Origin of the sequence: Roseateles sp., assembly GCF_039929605.1 — a bacterium.
Classification (GTDB): domain Bacteria; phylum Pseudomonadota; class Gammaproteobacteria; order Burkholderiales; family Burkholderiaceae_C; genus Pelomonas.
This window is the reverse complement of sequence record NZ_JBDSQX010000134.1, coordinates 1-18,113: the sequence shown is the minus strand read 5'-3', so window position 1 is coordinate 18,113 and position 18,113 is coordinate 1. Positions and strand designations below refer to the sequence as shown.

10 protein-coding genes are annotated in these 18,113 nt (G+C 65.4%); 8 read left to right on the top strand and 2 right to left on the bottom strand.

The genetic code is table 11. From position 1 onward, the window contains the following. Positions 1–12: 12 nt before the first annotated feature. Positions 13–690: a response regulator transcription factor gene (locus ABIS05_RS18410; protein ID WP_348013369.1), complete on the bottom strand. Its 678-nt coding sequence runs from the start codon at positions 688–690 to the stop codon at positions 13–15. A gap of 170 nt (positions 691–860) precedes the next feature. On the opposite strand from ABIS05_RS18410, the gene ABIS05_RS18405 reads away from it, so the two are divergent. From ABIS05_RS18405 to ABIS05_RS18375, 7 genes are all read left to right on the top strand, one after another. After that, positions 861–4,025 (top strand): two-component regulator propeller domain-containing protein, encoded by a 3,165-nt coding sequence (locus tag ABIS05_RS18405; protein ID WP_348013368.1) that lies wholly within the window; start codon positions 861–863, stop codon positions 4,023–4,025. 15 nt (positions 4,026–4,040) lie between these two features. Further along, positions 4,041–7,247 (top strand): two-component regulator propeller domain-containing protein, encoded by a 3,207-nt coding sequence (locus ABIS05_RS18400; protein WP_348013367.1) that lies wholly within the window; start codon positions 4,041–4,043, stop codon positions 7,245–7,247. A 181-nt stretch (positions 7,248–7,428) separates the two neighbouring features. Further along, positions 7,429–10,308, top strand: a complete 2,880-nt coding sequence (locus ABIS05_RS18395) for a TonB-dependent receptor domain-containing protein (protein WP_348013366.1) — start codon at positions 7,429–7,431, stop codon at positions 10,306–10,308. 146 nt (positions 10,309–10,454) lie between these two features. Beyond that, on the top strand, positions 10,455–11,183 hold the full coding sequence (locus tag ABIS05_RS18390) for a TonB family protein (RefSeq protein WP_348013365.1): 729 nt from the start codon (positions 10,455–10,457) through the stop codon (positions 11,181–11,183). Position 11,184: 1 nt separating this feature from the next. Next, positions 11,185–11,823 (top strand): hypothetical protein, encoded by a 639-nt coding sequence (locus ABIS05_RS18385; RefSeq protein WP_348013364.1) that lies wholly within the window; start codon positions 11,185–11,187, stop codon positions 11,821–11,823. 183 nt (positions 11,824–12,006) lie between these two features. Then, positions 12,007–14,064, top strand: a complete 2,058-nt coding sequence (locus ABIS05_RS18380) for a GGDEF domain-containing protein (RefSeq protein ID WP_348013363.1) — start codon at positions 12,007–12,009, stop codon at positions 14,062–14,064. Continuing rightward, positions 14,061–16,058, top strand: coding sequence for a GGDEF domain-containing protein (locus ABIS05_RS18375; RefSeq protein WP_348013362.1), 1,998 nt, complete (start codon positions 14,061–14,063; stop codon positions 16,056–16,058). Before ABIS05_RS18380 ends, ABIS05_RS18375 begins: the two co-directional genes overlap by 4 nt. A gap of 50 nt (positions 16,059–16,108) precedes the next feature. Here the strand turns inward: ABIS05_RS18375 and ABIS05_RS18370 are convergent, their stop codons facing one another. Continuing rightward, positions 16,109–16,354, bottom strand: coding sequence for a hypothetical protein (locus tag ABIS05_RS18370; RefSeq protein WP_407074888.1), 246 nt, complete (start codon positions 16,352–16,354; stop codon positions 16,109–16,111). Positions 16,355–17,179: 825 nt separating this feature from the next. Here ABIS05_RS18370 and ABIS05_RS18365 point away from each other — a divergent pair. Next, a complete protein-coding gene (locus tag ABIS05_RS18365) occupies positions 17,180–17,773 on the top strand; it encodes a DUF3267 domain-containing protein (protein ID WP_348013361.1) in 594 nt (197 codons plus the stop codon). Positions 17,774–18,113 lie beyond the last annotated feature (340 nt).

Below are 18,113 nucleotides of genomic sequence, written 5' to 3'. Positions count from 1 at the left end.
CCGACTACGCGCTCAGCCCGCCAAGCCGTGCCGGATGGAGTAGCGCACCAGATCACTTAGGCTGCTTTGCCCCAGCTTTTCCATCAAGCGGGACTTGTAGGTGCTGACGGTGTTGGGCGCCACATTCAGTTCAACCGCGATGTCGATCAGCGCCCTCCCCTGCACGAGCGCGATCAGCACCTGGCGCTCGCGCGCCGACAACTGTTCCAAGGGTTGAGGAAGCTCAGCTTGAGGCCGGATCAGCGCCGCGCTCAACGTCGGATCCACATAGCTGCGACCTGCGGCCACCTGATGCACGGCCTCGATGAGCAGTTCGGTAGAGATGTCCTTGGTCAGGTAGCCCCTTGCACCGGCCTCCAGCGCCCTGCGGGCGATGTGAGGATCCGCATGCATGGTGAGCACGAGCACGGGCAGCTTCGGATGCGCCTTCACGATGCGTTCGATCAAATCGACATCCGTGCAGCCGGGCATCAACAGGTCCAGCAGCACCAGATCCACACCACCCTGCTGCAACCGCGACAGCGTCTCGGAGGCCGAGGCCGCCTCGCCGGCCAGTTGGATCGCATCGTCCAGTTCAAGCACCTTGCGCAAACCCTCACGCACCAGCGCGTGGTCGTCTGCGATCAGCACGCGAACCCGATTCGCTGGTTCGGCGGCAGAAAATCGGTTCAGTTCAGGATCTTTGGTCATGTCGATTCGTCGTCAGCGTGAGTCATTCCGCCCAACATATAATCGTAGATTTTAATCTACAAACAAGAACAGCGACGACACACACACTACCAATTTGGCGACGAAGCACTACACCCGAGGGGGAAGTATGGGCGGGTCGGCATGTCAAAACATCCACGAGAGGACGCCCCATGTCGACCAGAGCGGTGATCACGCGCGCCTTGGGCTGGATTGCCTGGGCCCTTGCATTGGCTCTGGGCTGCAACTGCACCTGGGCAGCGAGCTCCTGGGAGACAAGTGCGTCGCCCGTCTTCCGCCGCGCCACCCAGCCGGCCGGATTCGCCCCGGTGACGATGCTCCAGGACCGTAGCGGCATGATCTGGATCGGCACGCAGACAGGCCTGCTCCGGTGGGACGGCTATCAGTTCCAGCGCGATTTCGGCGATTTGGCCAGGCGCGACGACCTGCGTACGGCCATCATCACGACGCTGTACGAAGACGATGCGGGTCTCATCTGGATCGGCACCTACGGGAACGGACTCCTGCGTCTGGACCCGCGAACAGGCGCCATTTCGGTCATCACAGCAGGCCCGCAGGGCTTGAGTGGGCCGCAAGTCAGCACCATGGCCGCCGACCGAAAAGGCGGGCTCTGGGTGAGCACCGATCAGGGGTTGAACCGGCTGGAGCTGGCGACTGGGCGGGTACAAAAGGACTCAGCGCACGGCATCCCGCTCGGCTTGCCGGAGAACGTCAATCCGTCGGCGTTGCTGCTTGACCGACGCGGTGACCTCTGGGCCGCAATGACCTATGGACTATTCGTGCTGCGCGCAGGTGCTCCCTTCTTCGAGCTGGTGCCGCTGCAGGCAGGGGATCGGCCTGCGGAGGATGTGATCAGCCTGCTCGAAGACGGCGACGGACGGTTGTGGATCGGCACCCTCACCTCGGGCGTGTTCGTGCGGGACCCTGCGACCGGCGTTGTCCGCCGCGTGCTGGACAGCGAACGCCAGGGCCAGCCTCTGTTGGAACAACTGACCGCCATGGCAGACGTGGGCAACGGCGAAATCTGGCTTGGCACGACGAAAGGCATCGTGGCGGCGGACGTTGCGACACTGACCGCCCGGCGCGTGGGCCAGGACCAGGCAGGTGTTGCAGCGGATTCCGTCAGTCTGCTCTTCCGTGACCGCAGCGGCTTGATGTGGGTCGCCGGTGCCGAGTCCCTCGCCGCGACGAATCCCACGCAGCGGGCCGTGTCCACCTGGTACGCGGGCGGCGCCCAGGCCGGCGTTACGCCTGCGCAGGTTCAGGCCATCCTTGCGCGCGCCGACGGCAGCGTGTGGGCGAGCGATCACCAGGTAGGCGTCAGCATCATTGCGCCCGACCGCAGAACGGTCCGCCGCCTGCCGACGGAAAAGGGGCGGCCCCGCCACGCCTTGCCGGAGGACACCATCAACACCATGGTGGAAGGCCCCGATGGACAGGTCTTCCTTGGCGCCACGAACGATTTGTACGTGGCAAGCGCCGACGGCAGCCGTGTCGAGCTCCAGGAGGTGCCCGACATGCCGAAAGCCCGGTTTAGCGCGCTCTGCATGGCAGGCGGCCGGTTGTGGGTCGGTGGCAACAATGGTTTGAATTACCTCGAACTGTCACCCGGCAAGCCAGCCGGGAAGCGTGTCGTGCCCAATCACTATGTCAACCGGCTCTCCTGTGCGTCGGACGACGAACTCCTTGTCGGCACGAGGCTGGGACTGTTCCGCTACCGCCCCAGCACCGGCGTGATGGACCAGCCATGGCCGCCCTCCCCCCCTGGGCGGGCCGGCCTGTCGAACGGATTTATCAGCGCCATCGCCAGGGACGGCCGCGGCAACCTGTGGGTGAGCATCTACGGCGGCGGCGTTTGCAGGATCGCGCCGGGCGCCCAAGGTTCGCAGGGCAAGGTTCGCTGCCTCGGGCACCAGGAAGGCATCACGGACAACGCGGCAAACGCCGTCGCGCTCGATGCCCAGGACAATGCCTGGGTCAGCACGGACACCGGCCTCGTGCGCATCGACGCCGTCACGCTCCAGGTCACGCCGCTGCAGCAAATCGATGGCGTCGGCTTGCAGTGGCATGTCGAAGGCGCGGTTGCCACCACCGCCGAGGGCGACCTCATCTTCGGCGGGAAGGGGCTGACGGTCGTGCACCCGGCGCGATACCAGCCCTGGACCTACAAGGCCTCGCTGGTGCTCACCGCCGTCAGCGAAGGGCAGCAGCCCTCCGGCGACATCCGGCTGGGGCCGTCCACGCGCGCGGTGCAGATGAGCTTCGCGCTGCTCGACTACTCGGCGCCCGATCAGGTGCGTTACGCCTACCGCCTGGCGGGGTTGGAAGAGGCTTGGACGGACGCGCCCACCGAGTCGCGGATTGCGCGCTACAACAACATCCCGCCCGGCAACTACACCTTCGAGGTCAAGGCACGCAACCGGGTCGGCGACTGGGCCACGCAGCGCTGGCCGCTAAGCGTCGAGCCGGCCTGGTACGAAACAAGCCCATTCCGTACAGCGGCGGCCGTGGCCGCGCTGATGACCCTGTGGGGCGTTCTGCGCCTGCGCACGCAATGGCTCGTGCACCGCGCCACGCTGCTGCGCGAGCAGGTGGCGCAACGCACGCAAGAGCTGCAGCAGCGCACCGAGCAACTCGAGGCCTCGCGCCAGGCGCTGCGCGACCTGGGCGCGCACAACACCCTCTCTCTCGAGGAAGAGCGCAAGCGCGTTGCCCGCGAGCTGCACGACGAACTGGGCCAGCAGCTGGCCGCCATGCGCATGGAGATGTCCGTCATGAAGGCTGGTGGCGACGCCGGACGGACACCGAATGCCGAGCAGTGGCAGGCCTTGCGCGAGCGGGTGGACCGGCTCACCGCCAGCATGCGCAGCCTGGTTCAGGACCTGCGTCCGCCGGCGCTGGACGGCGGCCTGCACGCTGCCCTGGAATGGCTGGGCACCGAGTACGAGCGCACTGCGAGAGTTCGTTGCAAAGTGGAGGTCGCCCCAGGCGCGCGCATGATCAAGCCAGACGTGAAGACGATGATCTTCCGCGTGGCGCAGGAGTCGCTCAACAACGTTATGCGCCATGCCGCCCCGGGCACCGTCAGCTTGCAACTGCAACACGGGACTCAAGGCTGGGACTTGCGCGTCACGGACGACGGCTGCGGGTTCGACACCACCGGCCTGCGGCGCGGCTTCGGCCTGCTCTCGATGGAAGAGCGCGCTCAACTGATCGGCGGCACGCTGCGCGTCGACAGCCGCCCCGGCCAGGGTACCCGCGTCCACCTGCACCTGCCGGAAAGCAGCGCCACCCAGGCCACCCCAACCTCCGTTTGAAGCCCGTACACGCCGATGCAACCCGCCATCACAAGAGTCTTCACCCGCCTGGCATGGGTCTGCGCCTTGGCACTGACCTGCGTCAGCAGCTGGGCCAGCATTGCGCAGGCGAGCGCAATCTGGGCAGCGAGCCCCTGGGAGACAAGTGCGTCGCCCGTCTTCCGACGCGCCGCCCTGCCGGCCGGATTTAGCCCAGTGGGGATGCTGCAGGACCGCAGCGGCATGATCTGGATCGGCACGCAGACCGGCCTGGTCCGGTGGGACGGCCAGCAATTCCAGCGCGGCTTCGGCGACCTGGGTAAGCACGACGACCTGCGTACATCCTTCATCACGGCGCTGTACGAAGACGATGCCGGTCTCATCTGGATCGGCACATCCGGCAACGGAGTCCTGCGCCTGGACCCGCGAACGGGCGCCATTTCGGTCATCGCGGCAGGCCCACAGGGCTTGAGCGGGCCGCAAGTCAACGCCATGGCCGCCGACCGAAAAGGCGGGCTCTGGGTGAGCACGGATCAAGGATTGAACCGGGTGGATCTGGCCACCGGGCGAGTGCAACAGGAGTCCGAACAGACTGTCCCGCTCGGCTTGCTGAAGGACGTCAATCAAACGGCGTTGCTGCTGGACCGGCGCGGCGACCTGTGGATCGCGATGAGTCATGGACTTTTCGTGCTGCGCGCCGGTGCTCCCGTCTTCGAGCTGGTGCCGCTGCAGGCCGGGGACCGGCCCGCGGAGGATCTGACCGGCTTGATCGAAGACGGCGCCGGACGGTTGTGGATCCGCACCCTCACCTCGGGCGTGTTCGTGCGGGACCCTGCGACCGGCGTTGTCCGTCGCGTGCTGGACAGCGAACGCCAGGGCCAGCCTCTGTTGGAACAACTGACCGCCATGGCAGACGCGGGCAACGGCGAAATCTGGCTTGGCACGACGAAAGGCATCGTGGCAGCGGACGTTGCGACGCTGACCGCCCGGCGCCTGGGCAATGACCAGGCGGGCATATCAGCGCATGACATCTGGCTGCTCTTCCGTGACCGCAGCGGCTTGATGTGGGTCGGCGGCGTCGAGTCGCTGGCCGCAACGAACCCCGCGCAGCGGGCCGTGTCCACCTGGTACGCGGGCGGCGCGCTCCAGACCGGCGGAACCACCGCGATGGTTCCGGCCATCCTTGCGCGCGCCGACGGCAGCGTGTGGGCGAGCGAGCAGCACGCGGGCATCGGCATCATCGCGCCCGACCGTAGAACGGTCCGCCGCCTGCCGACGGAAAGGGGGCGGCCCCGCCACGCCTTGCCGGAGGACAACATCAACACCATGGTCGAAGGCCCCGATGGCCGGGTCTTCATCGGCGCCACGAACGATTTGTACGTGGCAAGCGCCAACGGCAGCCGTGTCGAGCGCCTGGAGGTGCCCGACATGCCGAAAGCCCGATTGATGGAGCTCTGCGTGACGGGCGACCGGTTGTGGATCGGTAGCAACAATGGTTTGAACTATCTCGAACTGTCACCGCGCAAGCCAGCCGGGAAGCGTGTCGTGCCCGATCACTATGTCAACCGGCTTTACTGTGCGTCGGACGACGAGCTCTTTGTCGGCACGAGGCTGGGGCTGTTCCGCTACCGCCCCAGCACCGGCGTGATGGACCAGCCATGGCCGCCCACCCCCCCTGGGCAGGCCGGCCTGTCGAACGGAACGATCACGGGCATCGCCAGGGACCGCCGCGGCAACCTGTGGGTAGCCATCTACGGCGGTGGCGTTTGCAGGATCGCGCCGGGTGTCCAAGGTTCGCAGGGCCAGGTGCGCTGCCTCGGGCACCAGGAAGGCATCACGGACAACGCGGCGAACGCCGTCGCGCTCGATGCCCAGGACAATGCCTGGGTCAGCACGGACACCGGCCTCGTGCGCATCGGCGCCGACACGCTCAAGGTCACGCCGCTGCAGCAAATCGATGGCGTCGGCGTGCAGGCGCATATCGAAGGCGCAGTTGCCACCACCGCCGAGGGCGACCTCATCTTCGGCGGGAAGGGGCTGACGGTCGTGCACCCGGCGCAATACCAGCCCTGGACCTACAAGGCCCCGCTGGTGCTCACCGCCGTCAGCGAAGGGCAGCAGCCCTCCGGCGAGATCCGGCTGGGGCCGTCCACGCGCTCCGTCCAGATGAGCTTCGCGCTGCTCGACTACTCGGCCCCCGAACAGGTGCGTTACGCCTACCGCCTCGCCGGGTTGGAGGAGGCCTGGACGGACGCGCCCACCGAGTCCCGGATCGCGCGCTACACCAACATCCCGCCCGGCAACTACACCTTCGAGGTCAAGGCCCGCAACCGGGTCGGCGACTGGACCACCCAGCGCTGGCCGCTGCGGGTCGAGCGGGCCTGGCACGAGACCCACCAATTCCATGCTGCGGCAGGCGTGGCGGCCCTGCTGCTCCTGTGGGGCGTGCTGCGCCTGCGCACGCAATGGCTGGTGCACCGCGCCACGCTGCTGCGCGAGCAGGTGGCGCAGCGCACACAAGAGTTGCTGCTGCGCACAGAGGAACTGCAGCAGCGCACTGAGCAGCTCGAGGCCTCTCGTCAGGCGCTGCGCGAGCTCGGCGCACACAACGCCCTCTCACTGGAAGAAGAGCGCAAGCGCGTTGCCCGGGAACTGCATGACGAACTGGGCCAGCAACTGGTTGCCATGCGCATGGAGATGTCGGTGCTGAAGGCCCGCGCCGAGGCGGGACAGGCACCGGACTCGGGCCAATGGGTACAGATGCGCGACCGCGTGGACCTGCTCACCGCCAGCATGCGCAGTCTGGTTCAGGCCCTCAGGCCGCCTGCCATGGACGGCGGCCTGGCCCCGGCCCTGGAGTGGCTGGCGGCCGAGTACCGGCGAATCTCCGGCGCAACCTGCGAGGTGGCCGTGGATCCCCAGGTGCGCATGCTCAAGCCGGAGGTGAAGACCATGGTCTTCCGCGTGGCCCAGGAGTCGCTGAACAACATCGCCCGCCATGCCCGTGCGACGCATGTCCGCCTTCAGCTGCAAAGCAGCGACGACGGCTGGCACCTGCACGTCGTGGACGACGGCATAGGCTTTGATACCGGGCACCCTTCCCGGGGCTTCGGACTGCTCTCGATGGAGGAGCGCGCGCAACTCATGGGCGGCACCCTGCGGATCGAGAGCCACCCGGGCAAGGGCACCCACGTTCACCTGCATTTGCCGCTCAGCGCAGCGTCCGACGCAGAGCCGACCTAGCGGGCCTCGGGCGCCGCATTGCCGTGATTGGCACGGTTCACACCCAAGGCGCATGCATCGCCCCGGCGTGTTCATGAGTGGGCAAGAAGTTGGTTATGACTTCCTGTTCGGTTTCCCGCATCGTCCTGGTTATCGCAGACAGGCCTGTTTCGGCAGGCTCCCTTTTCAAGCCAGGATACCCATGAACTTTCACCGCATGTCCCACATCGCGGCAGCCATCGCCGCGCTTGCCTCCGCCCTGCCGGCCGTCGCATCCGAAGGCACGCCGCCGCAACCCCTGCCGGCCGTCGCATCCGAAGGCACGCCGCCACAACCCCTGCAGCGCGTTGTCGTGACGGGGTCGAACATCAAGCGCATCGACGTCGAAACGTCCGACCCCGTGACCGTCCTGCGGCGTGCCGACATCGAGCGCTCCGGCGCCACCACGCTGGCCGGCTTCCTGCAATCGCTGCCCTGGGCCACGAACTCCCTTTCCGACGTCAGCAGCAGCACGTCGTTCGCCAGCGGCGCCACGTCCACGGCGCTGCGCCACCTCGACCAGCAGTCGACCCTCGTGCTGCTCAATGGCCGCCGTGTCGCGCCATTCGGCCTGGCGGACTTCAACCAGTTCTTCGCCAACATCGACACCTTGCCGCTCGATGCGATCGAACGCGTCGAAATCCTGAAGAACGGTGCTTCGGCGGTCTACGGTTCCGACGCCGTGGCCGGCGTGGTGAACATCATCACGCGCCAGAACTACCAGGGCTTCGAGGCCGGCGCAGACGCGCAACGGTCGCTGAACAGCCACTCCTTCGGCGAACGCGGCTTCCACGCCACGGCCGGTATCGGCAACTTCGACACCGATGGCTTCAATGTGACTGCGTCGGTGCAGCACTACCGCCGCGACCCGGTGGTTTGGCGCGACGTCCTGGAACACTCCAGCGAGGCCTGGCTCAACGCCATACCCAAGGGCAACGACCAACTGTCGTTCTTCAGCTACCCCGGCAACATCGTCTCGGCTAGTAGCGGGTGGCACGGGGTGTCGGGCTGCGATGCGAGCCTGACGATCGGCGGCCTGTGCTGGTATGACAGTTTCAAAGCCTTGGAAGCCCAGCCCGCAGCTGATCGCACCAATCTCCTGGTCTCGGCCAAGGCCTCGATTGCACCGGGCATCGAGGGGTTCGCCGAGCTCCTGTGGGCGCGCACGAAGACGACCTACCAGTGGTACAAGCCCAGCTACCTCAGCTTCGACCCCGCGACGACCTGGGCTGACCCCCGGACGGGCACGCCGGTGTCGTTCTACTCGTTCATGCTGCCGCCGACGCATCCGCTGAACGACACTGGCGAGTACGCCGGGCTGGCCTACCGCTTCGCCGACGTCAACGCCGCCCAGACGACATCCGCCAGCAACTACCGCCTGGTCGCCGGCCTGAAGGGCAGCGCCGACGGCTACGACTGGGAAACCTCAGTGGCGTTCCTCGGCTCCAAGGCGTCGCAGCTGGCGCACGGCCTCGCCTTCAGCAATAGCGGCTTCCGCAAGATGATCGGCGGAACGACCGACACCAGCGACCCGGCGTCGCCCATCGACCCGAACTTCTTCAATCTGCCCAATGGCTACCAGCTGGGCAAGCAGAACAGCCAGGCGGTGATCGACACGCTGTTCCCGCAGCTGGGTTCTCGCGGCAAGCTGACGCAGACGGCGCTGGACGGCAAGATCTCCGGCGAACTGGCCCAGCTTCCGGCCGGCCCGATGAGCTTCGCCGCCGGCTACGACCTGCGCCATGAGCGCTCGGTCATCGAGTCCACCGACAACGTGTTGAACGGCGACCTCGTCGGCTACGCCTCTGCGCAGACCCACGCCTCGCGGACCTTCGGCGCCGTCTTCGGCGAACTCGACATCCCGGTCGCGGCGACGCTGAACACCCAGGTGGCCGCGCGCGTCGACAAGTTCCCCGGCTTCGGCGCCCACCTCTCGCCCAAGATCGGCCTGCGCTACCAGCCCACGAAGTACCTGCTGCTACGCGGCACCGCCGAACACGGCTTCCGCGCACCCAACCTGGTGGAAGCCGGAACCTCGACCAAGAGCGGCTACGAGAGCGGTATCACGGACCCGAAGCGCTGCCCCGGCGGCCGGCGCTACTCAGACGACCTGAAGGCCCAGGCTGCGGCCCTGCCCGATGGCGACCCGGCCCGAGGCGGGCTCAACGCACTCGCCGAGCAGGCTCTTGGCCAATGCGATGGCAAGGCGGTGACCGTGATCAGGAACAACCCGTCTCTGAAGCCGGAGCTTTCACGCGGCTACTCGTTCGGCATGCTGTTTGAACCCCTGCAGCGCACGAGCTTCACACTTGATTATTGGAGCCTGTCCCGCAGGAACGAGATCCGGTACACGGGCACGAGCCAGCTGCTGCAGCAAGACGGCCAACTGCCACCCGGCTTGGCGGTCCATCGCGCGCCGCTGAGCGAGGACCCGGTCTTCAACACCACGCAACTGCAGCAGCAGTACGGCATCACGGTGGGCCCGGTCCGCAGCGTGGAAAACCGGTTCGAGAACATCTCCCGCACCCGCACCGACGGGGTCGACTTCGGCGCGAAGACCAATGTCTACACGCCCGTCGGTGACCTGGAGCTGAACGTGATGGGCACGTTGCTCAACCGGTTCCAGGCCTACAGCACGGTGCGCGGCAGCTATGGCGACAACCTGGCCGGCCGATACGGCTACTCCCGCGTGAGCGCCAGCGTGAGCGGCGCCCTCACCACCGGTGCCTTCCTCAACGGCCTGAAGCTGAGCTATCGCAGTGGCACTTCGCTGCAGGGTGACTACTACGACAGCAACTGGAACGAGCAGGGCTGCGCCGCCCAACAGCTGTCTTCCGGCGACTGCCGCCGGCCGGCCTACGTGCGCACGGACTATTTCTTCACCTACAGCGGCGTTCGCAACCTGACGTTGAGCGCGTACATCAGCAACCTGTTCAATCGGCCGATTCCGCTGGACCGCAAGGCCATTGACGTAACGCCTTCTTCGGCGGAGGACGTGCAACGTCGCAGCCTGCACATCTCCGTCAACTACAAGTTCTTCTGAACGAGGTGTGACACGAAGGCGGGTGCCCTGCATCCGCCTTCCAAGTAAGTACAGCAAGCAAAGCGAAAGTCGACATGAATCCATGGCATCTCGCGGCGCTGCCGCGCTGCCTATGCGGCGTGATCCTCTTGTGGGCCGGCGGCGGCATGCAGACCGTCGCGGCGCAGGAACCTGCAGCGGCCGACCCCCGGCTCGCCACGGCCGCCGAGCGCGCGCAAAAAGAAGGCAACAAGGTCTTCATGCGGATCCTTCGCAACGGTGCCACGGCCAGGCGGATCGGCCCGGCCGCCGCCCCAGATCCTGCCCCTGCTGCAGCGCCGGCTCCACCCCCGGCGCCACCCCCGGCAATCGCCAAGGCCCCCACCCCCGCGCACGCCGTCAAGCCGCGGGAGCGACCCGCTCTTGCCGAGGCCACGCCGCCGGCCGCTCGCCCGGACGCGCCATCTCCGCCAGCTGCTCCGGCCAAGCCCCGCACCGCAACCCTGGCGCCCACGGAGGACGCAGCAAGCGCGCCACCGTTGCCGTTGCCGCTGCCGTTGCCACCTGTGCCGCCGCCGATGGCCTACACGGCCGCACCGGCCGCATCCGAGCCGCAGGAGGAGGAGGAGGACCCGCCGCTGGTGGTGGTGCACCAGGTCGAACCGGAGTTCCCGATCTCGATCCTGAGGCGCCAGAAGAAGGGCGGCGTGGTCGTGCGATTCGTCGTGCAGCCCGACGGGAGCGTCACGCAACCCGAGATCGTGAAGAGCACCAATCCCTACCTGAACCCCTATGCCATACAAGCCGTTGCGCAATGGAAATTCCAGCCCCTGCCTCGCGAGCAGTCAGCGATGGCGGAACTGAACTTCGACCTGCGGCAAGCCCTTTCGGAATGACATGTCGATCATCCACCACGAGCCGGACTGGCTTTCAAGCGGCTCGCTCCTGCAAAGGGCAGCGGCCTTGCTCGCTGCGGCCGACGACCACAGCTGGGACGAGTTGCTGCCCATCGTCGAGTATCTCGAGCATCACGCCCCGCGAGACTGGGAGGATCTGGCGGTGGCAACGCTAGAAGTGATGGTCGCCCGCAATGCCTGCGAGGCCCTTGGGCGGGACCCCTGGAGTTCGGTGGCACCGCTCATGACCGCCCTGCTGCGCGGCCTAGCTTGCCATGTTCCCAGAGACCCCCTTCGAGCGATGCAGGCCGTCAACACGCTGTTCGTCCAATTGCGGTCGGCGGACTCGATCACGTGGCCAGATGGCCTCCCCGGTGCGGTCGCCAAATGGGCCGCATCCTGCACAGGCTTCCGAACGCAACTCGTCGACAGCTTTGCCCAGGCAGTCGATCACTCGCGCCTCTCGGAGCTGCTCGCATACAAACGCACCAACCGCCGGGAACTCAAGTCGCTGCGCCGGATCACCGCCGATCCGGCGTTGGTGAATCTCATCGACACGACCCTGATGGCGGGGATCTCGAATTCACATCTGTGCGAACGGAGCCACTTGTTGACAGCGGGGCCAACTCCTCAAAGGTGAAGTCGTTCCGGCAATCGAAGGGTCTGCCCGTCAACGACCGGTGGCATCACTTGTGCGCGCGCCGACATGGTTCGAGGATGAGGCCTCCATGACGTACAGCGGCGACATATCACCGTGAAGTTTTCTCCGACAGCTGTGTGGCGCTTGCGCAATTGGCGCAGGGCGGTGGCATGTGGCAGCCTGATGCTGGCCGCCGCGATGCCGCTATCGGCTGCGGACGCTGCGGATAACCGTGCCGCCCCGTCGGCACCGCCAGTTGCGCAGCCCACCGCCTCCAGCGCCACGCCGGACCCGAGGCTGTTTGAGCTGTATCTCCAGTCGCGGGTTGATCCAGTTCACGCTGCACAGCGCTTGTCTGCGTGGGCGATCGAACTGCCCTCTGCGGACGGCCGCCGGGTGCAAGCCCTCGCCTTGGCCGGCAGGCTGCTCGCCTCGCGTGGCGACATTGCCGGCGCAGAGCGCCTGCTGAGCCTGCTCGGTGAGCAGCAGCGTAGTCAGGCGCCAGCCCAGCCGGGAGAACTGATCGTGCAGGCAGCCCTGGAAAAGCGGCGCGGATCTTTGCGTCGCGCCGAGCGGCTCCTTGGCGAAGCAGTCGATCTGCTGGGGCCGCATGGCCCGCCGTTGTTGCGTCTCGATGCGATGTGGGAGCAGGCTCACGCCAACGAAGCCTCAGGCGACCTGGATGCCGCATTGAAGCTGCGCCATCAGCTCCTTGTTTTGTCGGATGACCTCGGCCAGCCTCGCCTGCGCAGCGAAAGCCGTTCATCGCTGGCCAACACGCTGATCATGGCCCAGCAGATCGGCGCTGCCACCGCGATGAACGCTGAGGCTTTGACGATTGCACATGAAGCAGACGAAGCTGGAGCGCTGGCTCGCGCCCACACTATCGAGTCGTTCTTGCGCAACGAAGCCGGCGACCGTGAAGGCGAGCGCAAGGCGATGCTTCTGTCGATCGTCGAGGCCCACCGCGCCGGGTCTCGCGAGGACGAGGTCCTGGGTATGGCCAATCTGTCGGACCACTTCCTGCTGCGTGGCGAGTTCGCCACTGCGCTGGGCTATGCGTCCCAAGCGCTGCCGCTGTCGAGGGCAATGGGCGACCGTGACAGCGAATCGGTCGCACTGCTCAACAGCGGCTTGGCGATGGTGTCGCTGCATCGCCTCATTCCCGGGCTTCATCACCTCGATGAAGCCCGTGCGCTGCTGCGCCGTGACGGGGCGGAGCGCCGTTTGGCCGACCTCGAGGCGGAGGCCGGTGGCTACCTTGAGCGCGCCGGCTACAAGCGAGAGGCGTTGGCAGCCTACCAACGCCACCGACAACTGGCCGAACGCGTCGCGCAACGCCATCAACTGGACAGCCTGGTTGATCTTCAAGAGCGATTCGACAGCGCTCGCCGGCAGCAGGACCTCAAGCGACTTCAGCAAGAGAACCATCTGCGAGAGGCACGGCTGCATAGCCAGACGATGCAACAGCGCGTATGGGCTGCGGTCACCCTCGCAGGAGCAGTGCTCCTCATGGCCACGATGCTGCTGCTGCGCAGCCTTCGGCGCCAGCGACGCAGGATCACCGAACACAACGACAAGCTGCGCCATGAGGGCGAGCGTGACCCTCTCACGGGGCTGGCCAATCGGCGGCATCTGTTGCAACGCATGCGGCAAAGCGGCGGGAGCAATTCCAGCCCGGTCTTCACCGGGGGCATGCTGCTGATCGACCTCGACCACTTCAAGCGTATCAACGATTGCCACGGCCACGCTGCCGGCGATGCCGTGCTGCTCGAGATCGCGCAACGGCTGCAGGCCTCGGTGCGTGGCGATGACCTCGCCGTGCGATGGGGTGGCGAGGAATTCCTGATCGTGACTGAGGCCTGCACCTCGTCGACGATGAAGGTTCTCACGCAACGTCTGTTGAAGGCGGTGTCTGAGCGACCTGTCGAACTGCCTCAAGGCCCGCTGCGGGTCACGGCATCTATCGGCTTTGCGGCTTTTCCAGTTGCGTCCGACGGATTGCCGCTGAACTGGGAGCATGCGGTGGAACTGGTAGACCGCGCCCTGTATGTGGCCAAGGCACGCGGCCGCAACCGCGGCTGTGGCGTGACTCGCCTGACCGCGCCAGACGAGGAAGCGTTCCGCCGGATCACCGGCGATCTGGAGTCGGCGGGGCGAGCCGGATCCGTGCAGCTCGTAGACCTGCTCCATTGGACGCCGGATGGCGCGCGAGCCACCGATGAACCGGAGGCGGCATGAGGCGCGTCCTGACAGTACTCCTGCTGGGCGGTGCGTCTGTGGCGATACACGCCGAGCCCGAAGGCCAGCTGCTGGAACGATTGCAGCGCCTGGGTGAGCATTCGCCCCAACGCGCATTGCAGCGATTCAATGCACTGCCCGCGCCGGTGGGTACGGAGCAACGGCGCGCCTGGGCTTTGGCGCGCGCCGTCATCGCCACAGGCGGCACGAACGATGCTGACGAAGCTGCAGCCGCGGCCGCAGCAGTGACGGCCGCAGAAGCGATAGCACCATCGCTGGCGGAAGCCGACAAGCACTTCCTGCAAGCGCTCAAGACGGATCAAGCAGGCTCGGGCCAAGCCGGTACCCTTGCCCGACAGGCGCTGGCCGGTTACGAAGCCTGGTGTCAGTCGCGCGAGCCGGTTTGCGAGTTCCCGCAGCGCTTTCGCATGTTGGAGCTTCTGGGCCGGCAAGCCTGGATGCAGCGCTCCGTTGCCGACGCAAACCTGTACGCCAAGCAGGCTTGGGCATTGGCTGAGGCCGCAGGTCAGCCGGGGCGCCAGGCGCTCGCTCAAAGCCAGCTTGCTCTCAGCGCGGCGCTCACCGAGCAGCGCGCCGAGTCGGACCGGCATATGAAGCTGGCGCTTGAATTGGCAAACAGCAGTGGCGATGCAGAGATCTCGGCGCGGGTGGCCATCGCGGAAGCTCTGACGCTCGACGCCTTCGGCGAACCAGGGCGCGCACTGCGTGCCTTGCACCGGGCCTTGGCTGCAGCGACCGCAGCCGACGCACGCCGGCTCGTCATCGTCGTTCAGGCCAATCTTGCAGATGTCGCGTTGCATGCCGGCCAACCGACCCTCGCCCTTGAAAGCGCCGAGGCTGGGCTCCGCGCCGCCAAAGAAATGCATGACGGTCGCATTGAGCGAGTGCTTCTTGCCAATCGACTGGTGGCCCGGGTCCGCGTGGGCCAAACGGTCGACGCGCGCAGCGAAGTGGACGTGCTGCTGGCGGCCTGGTCTGCGGACCGTGACATCGGGTCGCAGCTCGCGTTGCTGCGCGCCTATGGTGATGCGCTTGAAGCGGTCGGCGATCTCGACGGTGCCCTGGCTGCCTATCACCGTGAGCGCGAGCTTGCCCAGCAACCGATGCGCGGCTCGCGCAGTCATGCGATCACGGATCTTGAATCCCGCAACGAAGTTGCGGCACAGCGGCAACGGATCGAGGCGCTGGAACGCGACAACGATCTCAAGGCTGCCGAGTTGCAGTCGCGTGCGCTGGTTGAGCAGTTCTTGATGCTGTCCGGCGCGGCGGTAGCAATCGCTCTGCTCGTGCTCGCGCCGCTGGCGCTGCGTGTGAGACGAGGCAATGCCGCGCTAACTCACAGCCAACGAGGGCTGCGCATGCTGAGCGAGCGAGATCCATTGACCCGCCTGGCCAATCGCCGCTACATGCACCAACTGCTTCAGGCACGGACCCGGTCCGCGAACGGCTTCCGTGGCGGACTGCTGCTCATCGACATCGACCACTTCAAGCAGGTCAATGATCATCATGGCCACAGTGCCGGCGACGCCGTCATCGTTGAAGTGGCGCGCCGCCTGCAAGCCACCTTGCGCGACGACGATGCGGTGGCGCGCTGGGGCGGAGAGGAGTTCCTGGTGCTGGTCCCGGTCGGAGCGACCTCAGGCGAAGTCGCGCGCCGCGTGTTGCAAGCCATCGCAGGTGAACCCATGCCATTGCCTGGCGGTGCGGAAATGCGCGTCACCGTATCCATCGGCCACGCAGACCTGCCGCTGTCTGACGAACCCATGCTGGTGACGCTTGAAACAGCCGTTCACCTTGTCGACAAAGCGTTGTACCGGGCAAAGGCGCTGGGCCGAAACCGTGCGGTAGGCGTCCATCATTCGAACGCCGCCAGCAATGCATCGCTGCGCAAGCAGGTGGAAGAGTTCGATGGGGCCTGCCAAGATGGCCGAGTGCAATTGCACGTTCAGTGCGGACCGAACGTCGCCGGCTAAACGCACTTCGGCCGCGCCGCTCGCGAGCGGTGCGGCGCCTCGCAACTTCGTCAGCCCTGGAACGCATGCGCTTCAACAACGGGCAGATGTCGACGGCGAGATCTCAGCAAAGAAGACACAGAGTTGCTGAGCGGCGGGAGCCAGACCCGGCGCTTGATCGACCCGCCGCAGCGCATCACTTCGGGGCCATTCAGGGGGATGCTGACCAGCAAGGGATGGTCACGCGCGGGCATTGCCGGCGAGGGCACTGCAGACACCACCAAGCCTTGCCTCACCAGTCCCTGCAGCGTGGTCACGTGTTGCGCTTCGTACAAGCTCTGGGGGCCTGCCGACAAGACCGGCCAGCGCCTGGTCGATCAGCAGCCGGTTGCCCGAGGACTTTCCCACCGTGTTGAAGCGTGGGCGGCCCGGTCCAGCCAACTAAGGCAAACGCCGTAGTAGGCCGCCAGGAGTCGGGCGACTGAAGGGCTGAACAACGAGACACAAGGAGCAGACGCAGCCGGCCTCGAATGCATCAATGACCCCAACCGGGAGAGATGCGACGACGGCGGTCGGCGCGCACCGAGCCTTGAAACAAGACGAAGCAAGACATGCTCGACGAGGTACTGGCCAGCGACAACCTGGCGCGTGCTTGGAAACGGGTCAAGTCCAACAAGGCCCAATTGGATCAACGGCGCAGAAAATCTGCATGCGAATGCAACACTTCTCAACGGGTGATATCTTGGTAATGTTTCGCCGATCCATGCCTGACAGAATAAATTCGCTGCGGGACTGTACGCGGCTGGTTAGAGCAACTTTTTTAGGACTTACGCAAACTATATTTTAAAGCCAACAGCTCTTCGTATTGAGTTCTTTTAAAATCAATGGCTTACGCAATACATAATATGTTTGTCGCGTCACAAATTTCGCATTGCGAAAAAATTGTGCGGGTTTGCGTAAGTCCTATTTTTGAAAGAAGACAATGCAAGACCTTTCCATCGAAGAAATCGAACAAGTCGACGGCGGCTCCATCCCGGGTGCCATCTTCGTGGGCCTCGCGCTTGGCACGGCGCTCATCGTCGTCACGCGGTAAAGCGAACTGGGGATGCAGTGCTGCATCCCCACGATATTCAAGGACACGTATGAAGTTTTCGCTCTCCGCTCCACCACAGGGCGTAGGTGACCGTGCACCCAATTCGACTTACTATAAGACTAATTGGAATCAAGACTTCATTGGCTACCTGATAGTTGCGTTATCTGTTGTGCTGTATGTGGGTTGGTTCATCATCTGGCCCGTCAAACCCAACGTTCGTGATTTTGTGCAATCCCCGATCTCGCACGTCCTATTGTTTTTCGGGTTGATTGCGCTGACGATCTTCGTGCACGAGCTCATTCATGTGGCAGCCGCACCCAATGGCTTCACATCGAAAGCCACCGTCATTGGCTTGAACGCGCGGAACTATAGGTTCTATACCTATATCGATTCCGAACTCTCCTGGGCGCGTTCGATTTTCGTCGTTGCCGCGCCATTTCTAGTGCTCACCGTGGTGCCAACCGTCCTGAGGTTCACCGCCGGTCTGCCTACGGACTGGGTGGGCGTCGTGGCGATCTGCAACGCCTCCCTTTCGGCCAACGACCTCTTTATCGCAGTGTCAATCTTCCTGCGTGTGCCACGCCAGGCCATTGACGTTCAGTTCGACTTCACCAGCATCCGCTACGCCCTCAAGACTGCTTAGCGCACTTGGCTGATGAAGACTCCTGGCGGAGGTGCCTCAAAGCACGACCTGATTAGCAAGTTGCCTCAGAGAACCCATGGCCGGCGACGTTCAGCCGATGTCGACTGCCTGTTCGTTCATAGAGGCGCAGCCACCGCGACTTCCTTGGCCGGCACCCATCCGAAAGGGTTTACTGAGGCGGGTTGATAGTCAAGTTTCGGCATGCCGCTACTTCATCGGTAGTCAGGAACCAGAGATTGCCGCGCCGGCTCGGGCCTAAAAGATCGACGAGCAACTGCCCTACCGCGCCGAGTAAGGCACCGGTGGGCGCCACCGGAATTGGGCGCGGGGCACGCGCACA